The sequence below is a fragment of the Lyngbya sp. CCY1209 genome (assembly GCF_055795065.1).
In genome coordinates, this window is the sequence record NZ_JAYFER010000260.1 from 63,789 (window position 1) to 70,520 (window position 6,732).

Below are 6,732 nucleotides of genomic sequence, written 5' to 3' on the forward strand. Positions count from 1 at the left end.
AGTCCGCGAAGGAAATTAAAAAATGAACCAATTCGATGTCGATGTTTTAGTGGTGGGTGGCGGCACCGGGGGCACCGCCGCGGCGCTGCAAGCGGCCCGTCGCGGAGCCAATACTATTTTAGTCACCGAATTTCCCTGGTTGGGGGGGATGTTGACCTCTGCCGGCGTTTCCGCGCCGGACGGGAACGAATTGCTCCCCTTTCAAACGGGATTGTGGGGGGCGTTTTTGCGGGAGGTGCGGCGGCGGCATCCGGCGGGTTTGGATTGGGGATGGGTGAGTTTTTTCAACCACGACCCCCGCATCGGGGCGGCGATCTGGGCGGACTGGGTGCGGCGGGAAGCGAACCTGCGCTGGATTTGGGGTGACGAGCCTTTGAAGGTGTTGCGGACCGGCGATCGCATCTCGGGAGTCGAGTTTGCCGATTTTGTCGTCACCGCCCAAATTATTATCGACGGCACGGAATTGGGGGACATTTTGGCCTTGGGCGAAGTACCCCACCGCTGGGGTTGGGAGTTTCGGAGTCGGTGGGACGAACCGAGCGCCCCCCCGGAACCGAATTCGCTCACCCAGAATTATCCGGTGCAAGATCCGACTTGGGTGGTGCTGCTGCGGGACTTCGGGGAGGGGAGATCCGCCCCGGAAATCCCCCCGCCGCCGGGGGTGGATTTGACCCGATTTGAGGGGGCTTGGGACGGATACACGCCGGAACAGTTTCTCAATTACGGCCGGTTGCCGAATGATTTGATCATGCTCAACTGGCCCCACCGGGGCAACGATTACGGGGTGGGGTGCGATCGCGCGATCGCTTCTGGGGGCCTGCGAGAGGCGTTCTGGCGGGAGAGTTTGCTGCACGCTTGGGGGTTCGCCCACGTCGTCCAACGGGGCTTGGGGAGGCGCTACGGCCTCGCTGAGGGCATTTTTCCCCACGCCTTCCGGGGGTGGAAGGTGAGTTTGGGGTTGGATGAAGGGCAGCTCGGGGCCTTCGCCCTCCACCCCTACTATCGGGAAAGCCGCCGCCTGCGCGGGGTGCGGACGGTGACGGAATGGGATATTTTGCCCATTTCGGGGGGGCGGGTGGCCGCGCTTCCCGTGGACGCTTCGGGCAGTTGTGAGGCGATCGCGATCGGGAATTATCCTAACGACCACCACTATACCGGCGGACTCCTGCCGGTGAAGTTGAAATTGCTGCCCTGGGGCGGACGCCCGACGGGGACGCCCTTCGCGATCCCCTACGGGGCGCTGATTCCGGAGGGGGTGGACGGGTTGCTGGCGGCGGACAAAAATCTGTCGGTTTCCCACGTCGCCAACGGCGCGACCCGCCTGCAACCGGTCGTTTTGGGGATCGGACAGGCGGCGGGGATGGCGGCGGCTTTGTGTGTGGAGAGGGGGATCTCTCCTCGGATGCTTCCGGTGCGATCGCTGCAAGAGGCGCTGTTGGCCGATCCGGAGGCCCCGGCGGCTCTCGTGCCTTTGTTCAATGTGACCCCCGATTGTCCGGATTGGCTGCGGTGGCAGCGCTATTACTTGGAATGCCCGCAGGCTTACCCGGCGGGGGGGGAGGTTCCGGGGTTGGTATCCCCCGAGATCCAATTGGGGCCGGGGTGCGGGCGCTTTCGGGGTACGTTTCACCGCCGCGGGGAACAGGACTATACCCTCGCCCCGTCCGAACCGGAGTCTCTAAAAGGCCAGGTGTGGGCGATCGTCACCCTGCACCCCCGGGTTGACCGGCAGTTACAAAACTTATCAAACGGAACCTCCGTGACGGTTTGGGGGCGATCGAACGGGGCGGGGCGCTGGCTGTTGGCGGAGGCGATCGACTCGGCGGGGTGACAGATGGATGGGGGGGGTCGCGACAAAATTTTATCGAATTATCCTGATGGGACGGGCAAAGATTTGAATCAAGAAATGGACGCTTTAATACGGACATTTCTATGAAAATCAAAACCACTTTTGCTCTGTCTATTTTGTTGTTGTTTGGGGTTGGTGCTCCGGTGAAAACGCTGGCACAAACGCCGACGGCGGGGCTGCCGGAAATGACGACCAATCAATATATGATGTCGGCGCAAACCACCCACCACGGCTCTCAAAAGCCCTGGAGTGGGTCGCCCCGACGGGGATTTAAAGATGATGTCAACTCTCCTTTGAATTCCGGTTCTATCGTCCCCCATCGCGGTAGCGGTCGCCTAGACGATTAGCCGTTGCCGTAGCGATCGCCGACGGGCGGATGATGGTTCCGGTTTGACAAGATCTCCTCAGTCGCATTGATTTTGAATCGGAAAAAACGGGCGATCGCTCGGCGGCGATCGCGGCTCTTCTCGGCTATTCTTTTGGTACGGAAATCACAACATTGCCGATCGGGCTGATGTGGCCTGAGTGTCGGACATCTCAACAGATATTGTGGATGTCGGGCACTTTTGTATATATAATAGTGCCATGCCAACCCACCTCAATTGGGAAACCCTGAGTGCCAAGGGTGCAACGAGACAACCATTCCCGATGGACGGATGCACGCGCCAGTGCTGTAATCTAATGGGTTTCGCTTGGGAAGATCGCTCCCACGCCAACGCCTCACTAGCCTCAGGGATAGAAACTGGCGTGTGTCGATTGACCAATTGCGGGGTCTGAGGGTCAAAATATCCATGATTCAGAACGGGGGATGATACCATTCCTCCAACATTATGCAAGTTCAGGGATTGTCATGAGAAAAGATACCGATCTGATCAAAAGCCTTAGCCCGAGCGCAATGGATCAGATCATGCTTTATTTGGCGTTCAGCGCCATGAGAACTAGCGGGCACAGACACGGGGCGTTTTTAGATGCCGCCGCCACGGCGGCCAAATGTGCAATCTACACGACTTATATGGAGCAGGGCCAAAATCTGCGGATGACGGGCCACCTCCACCACATCGAACCCAAACGGGTGAAGGTGATCGTCGAGGAAGTGCGGCAGGCTTTGACGGAAGGCAAACTGTTGAAGATGTTGGGTTCTCAGGAACCTCGCTATCTGATCCAGTTTCCCTACGTCTGGTTGGAGCAGTATCCTTGGCAACCCGGACGCCAGAGAATTCCGGGGAACAGTCTGACACCCGACGAAAAGCGGGTGATCGAGAGCCGCCTGCCCAAGCATTTGCCGGACGCCCAACTGATCAATTCGTTTCAATTTTTGGAGTTGATCGAATTTCTGCACCGGCGATCGCAGGAAGATGTGGAGGCGAACCGGCGGATGCCGCTGAGTGAAGCCTTGGCTGAACACATCAAGCGACGCCTGATCTATTCCGGGACCGTCACCAAAATCGATTCTCCCTGGGGGATGCCGTTCTACGCCCTCACCCGGGCTTCCTATTCCCCCGAAGATCAGGAGGAACGCACCTATATCATGGTGGAGGACACGGCCCGGTATTTCCGTCTGATGAGAGATTGGGCCGAGCGACAGCCCCGGGTGATGCGGGTTTTGGAAGAGTTGGACGTCCCGCCGGAGCGGATCGACGCGGCTTTGGAAGAGCTCGACGAGATTATCCGCCAGTGGGCCGACCGATACCATGAGGCCGGGGGGAGGCCGATGGTCCTGCAAATGGTGTTCGGACCTCAAGAAGAAGCACAATAGCGGGTTCGCCCCGTACAAACGGGAGGCGATCCCGGGGGAGTCAGACGTAGTTTGGCTCCCTTAACAATTAACAATTAACAATTAATAATTAATAATTAATAATTAATAATTAATAATTGACAATTAATAATTTTATCCAATTCGGTTGATTGCCCATACTGATGGAAGCTCGGGTTGGTGACTCGGGTTGGACGGCAGTTTATATCAAATCCGGTCAAAGACTCGGACATCTAGAGGGCTGGAGGGAAAGAGGAAAACCCTACACCCTACACCCTACACCCTACACCCGACTCAAAAAGTTTGCCGGGTAAATAACCGGATCTGATATTACCTTTCCGATGGAATCTGAAATCTGAAATTTTTTGCCCGGGACGCGGCGGGGTCTCGATTCTCGGTAAATTTACGGTTTTGGGGCGATCGCCCGCCGCCATCATCCGCCGTTTTTGGGTTGTATAAAACTTGACTTTAATGAAAGGGGCGGTGGCAGGTGGTTCGGCGGTGCGGGTTTCAGAGGTTCTCGACTCCGGGCGATCGCAGCCGTTTTCAATGGGGTCAAAATGTCCGACCAGACCCCCAATTCAAAAGGGATTCGAGCCGGGGACGTGCTATTTTTTTTATTTTTTAAGGCCGATGATTCGCCGATGTTTTATAATATTAAGATAATCTATAGCAATGGGAAATGCTGACGAAAAAGATCGGCGGTGAACCCCCCAATTCTGGGGGCTTTGAGCCGAGGGAATTTTGACGAATCATTTCACACTGCTATAAAAGGCCGGTTCCGAGGTCAGGGGACGGGCGATCGACTCCGGTCGGGAACCGATACTCCCAACTCAAGTTCAGGTGAATTTGAGGGTGAGTTGACGGCAGCAGAATCGAACCATTTTCCCGCAGAGGTCAAATGATATGGTGCATTCCTTGTCTCACGTCAGTATCAACTTATACATTCTCACCGGCCCGGGTCATCGCACCCTACTCGAACAGTTGGTCGTCGAATGTCCCTGCCGTTGCGGGCGCCAGATGCAGATCGAAGGACCCGTGCGGGTTGACCCGATGCCGGAAGGGTATACCCGGGTCGTCTTCGCCCTCGGATTTGGGAAAGAACTCTCCCCCGAAGCCCGGAGCGACGAAATTTGTGAATACGCCTGGCGGGTGGTGCGAAAATTCATCGATCGCCTCGGCGTCGGCATGGCCTGGCGGCTGAGTGTCGATAACCGCCCAATCGTCGCCCGGGACGAATTCGGGCGATTTTCCTCCCCGGAGGCGGCGCGATCGCCGCATTCCCCCCACCCCGGGGATGGGGGCTGGCGGGTGCGGAAAGAAAAAGCCGAGCAGCACTTCAATTTTTGAAGAATTTATCAATTCGAGAAATAACGGTATTTTTAACGCTCATCACGGGGTAGGATGTAACGATGTGAAAGATATGGCAAAACCGACCATCCATGACCCACGACCGGATAGCCGAACAGCTTCTGGAGCTGGCAGTGAGAGCCGGAGCGGAAGTGGCGGAGGTCTTTCGATCGACCTCTCGGGCTCGGCCCCTCTTCTTTGAAGCCAACCGGCTCAAACAAATTGAACGGATCGACTCCGAAGGCATCGCCCTGCGATTGTGGCGGGACGGCCGGCCGGGTTTGGCCGTCGCCTATGGTACGGTCGCCCCCCAGAAATTGGTCGATCGCGCGATCGCCCTGAGTGCCCTCAACGAACCGGAAACCGTCGAACTGGCGGCGGACACCTCCAAAAACGACTATCCGGCGATCGGAGATCCCGTGGAAGTCGAACAACTGATGGCCTGGGGAAAGGAGGCGACCACCCGCATCCGAGACGTTTACCCGGACATTATCTGTTCGGGGGAGTGGGACTGCGAAGTGGAATCGACCCGCCTGCTCAATTCCCGGGGCCTCGATTGCAGCCACACCGACACGACCCTGAGCGGTTATCTGGAAACCGAGTGGGTGCGGGGGGACGATTTTCTCTACATTTCCGACGGCCAGACCCAGCGGGGGAGCCTCGACCCGGAACTGCTGGCCGACCGCATCCTCCGGCGTCTGGAATGGGCCCGGGAAAGTGCCCCCTCCCCCGTCGGGCGGGTGCCGATCATTTTCACGGCTAAGGCGGCGGATATGTTGTGGGGGACGGTTTCCGCGGCCCTCAACGGCAAACAGGTTTTGGAGGGGGCGTCCCCGTGGAGCGATCGCCTCGGCACCGCTGTGGTGTCGGACGCCCTCACGCTGTCCCAGGAACCCGAGCAGGGCCCGTTTAGCTGTCCGTTTGACGATGAAGGCATTCCCACCCGCCCCATCGTGTTCATCCAGGATGGGGTTTTGAAATTGTTTTACACCGACCTGACCACGGGGCGGATGCTGGGCAGCGGGACGACGGGGAACGGATTTCGGGCGAATTTGAACAGTTACCCCACGCCGGGATTATTTAACTTACTCGTCAAACCCGGAAAGGGCTCGATTCACGATTTGATCCGAAATGTCGATCGCGGTTTGCTCGTCGATCAGATGTTGGGCTCTGTCGCGGGAATTACGGGGGAATTTTCCGTCAACATCGACCTCGGCTATCGGGTTGAAAAGGGGGAGGTGGTGGGCCGGGTCAAAAATACGATGGTCGCCGGCAACGTTTATACGGCCCTCAAACAGGTGTTGGAGGTCGGGGGGGATGCGGACTGGAACGGTTCCTGTTACACGCCGTCTCTGACGGTAGAGGGGCTGTCTGTGACGGGGCGGAAGGCGTAGGGTATAGGGTGTGGGGAGAAGAGAGAAAAGAGAAGTGAGGAGGGAGAACAATTGCTCTGTCCTCTTCAAGGTCATTTCGGTTCCCTATTGCCGATTGCCTGTTGCCTATTCCCCTCGATGGGGCGCTATAGCTGCGCTATAGTAGTCGCCATGACGGTTAGGACTGATCTGCCAATTTGAGACCCGCCTTGAAATGAATTTCAAGGCTAATAGCAAAAGTCCACGCAAACGTGGACTCGGTTCAATTGACAAACTCCCCGCGAAGACAGCGACGGGGATTCTGGGGTCAAACAGTAAATGCAGGCTGAACCTGACTGACTTTACCTCGCCCACAGGTTGATGCCCCAACCTGTTTGATATTGATGGCGGCGTTTTCGTCACGGTCG

5 protein-coding genes are annotated in these 6,732 nt (G+C 57.4%); all 5 read left to right on the forward strand.

The annotated features are described in order from the left end of the window. The first annotated feature begins 22 nt into the window (after nt 1-22). Nucleotides 23-1,831, forward strand: coding sequence for an FAD-dependent oxidoreductase (locus AC0QHF_RS07385; protein ID WP_324703553.1), 1,809 nt, complete (start codon nt 23-25; stop codon nt 1,829-1,831). A 161-nt stretch (nt 1,832-1,992) separates the two neighbouring features. Then, nucleotides 1,993-2,196, forward strand: a complete 204-nt coding sequence (locus tag AC0QHF_RS07390) for a hypothetical protein (RefSeq protein ID WP_324703554.1) — start codon at nt 1,993-1,995, stop codon at nt 2,194-2,196. A 503-nt stretch (nt 2,197-2,699) separates the two neighbouring features. Then, on the forward strand, nt 2,700-3,605 hold the full coding sequence (gene hetR, locus AC0QHF_RS07395) for a heterocyst differentiation master regulator HetR (protein WP_324703555.1): 906 nt from the start codon (nt 2,700-2,702) through the stop codon (nt 3,603-3,605). A gap of 903 nt (nt 3,606-4,508) precedes the next feature. Next, entirely contained in the window at nt 4,509-4,952 is a 444-nt protein-coding gene (locus AC0QHF_RS07400) for a hypothetical protein (protein ID WP_324703556.1), read from the forward strand. Nucleotides 4,953-5,044: 92 nt separating this feature from the next. Next, nucleotides 5,045-6,346 (forward strand): TldD/PmbA family protein, encoded by a 1,302-nt coding sequence (locus AC0QHF_RS07405; RefSeq protein ID WP_324703557.1) that lies wholly within the window; start codon nt 5,045-5,047, stop codon nt 6,344-6,346. Nucleotides 6,347-6,732 lie beyond the last annotated feature (386 nt).

Bases quoted from the DNA above. Each gene is read 5' to 3' on its own strand.
- AC0QHF_RS07385 (WP_324703553.1), top strand. From the start codon at position 23: ATGAACCAATTCGATGTCGATGTTTTAGTGGTGGGTGGCGGCACCGGG.
- hetR (WP_324703555.1), top strand. From the start codon at position 2,700: ATGAGAAAAGATACCGATCTGATCAAAAGCCTTAGCCCGAGCGCAATG.
- AC0QHF_RS07400 (WP_324703556.1), top strand. From the start codon at position 4,509: ATGGTGCATTCCTTGTCTCACGTCAGTATCAACTTATACATTCTCACC.
- AC0QHF_RS07405 (WP_324703557.1), top strand. From the start codon at position 5,045: ATGACCCACGACCGGATAGCCGAACAGCTTCTGGAGCTGGCAGTGAGA.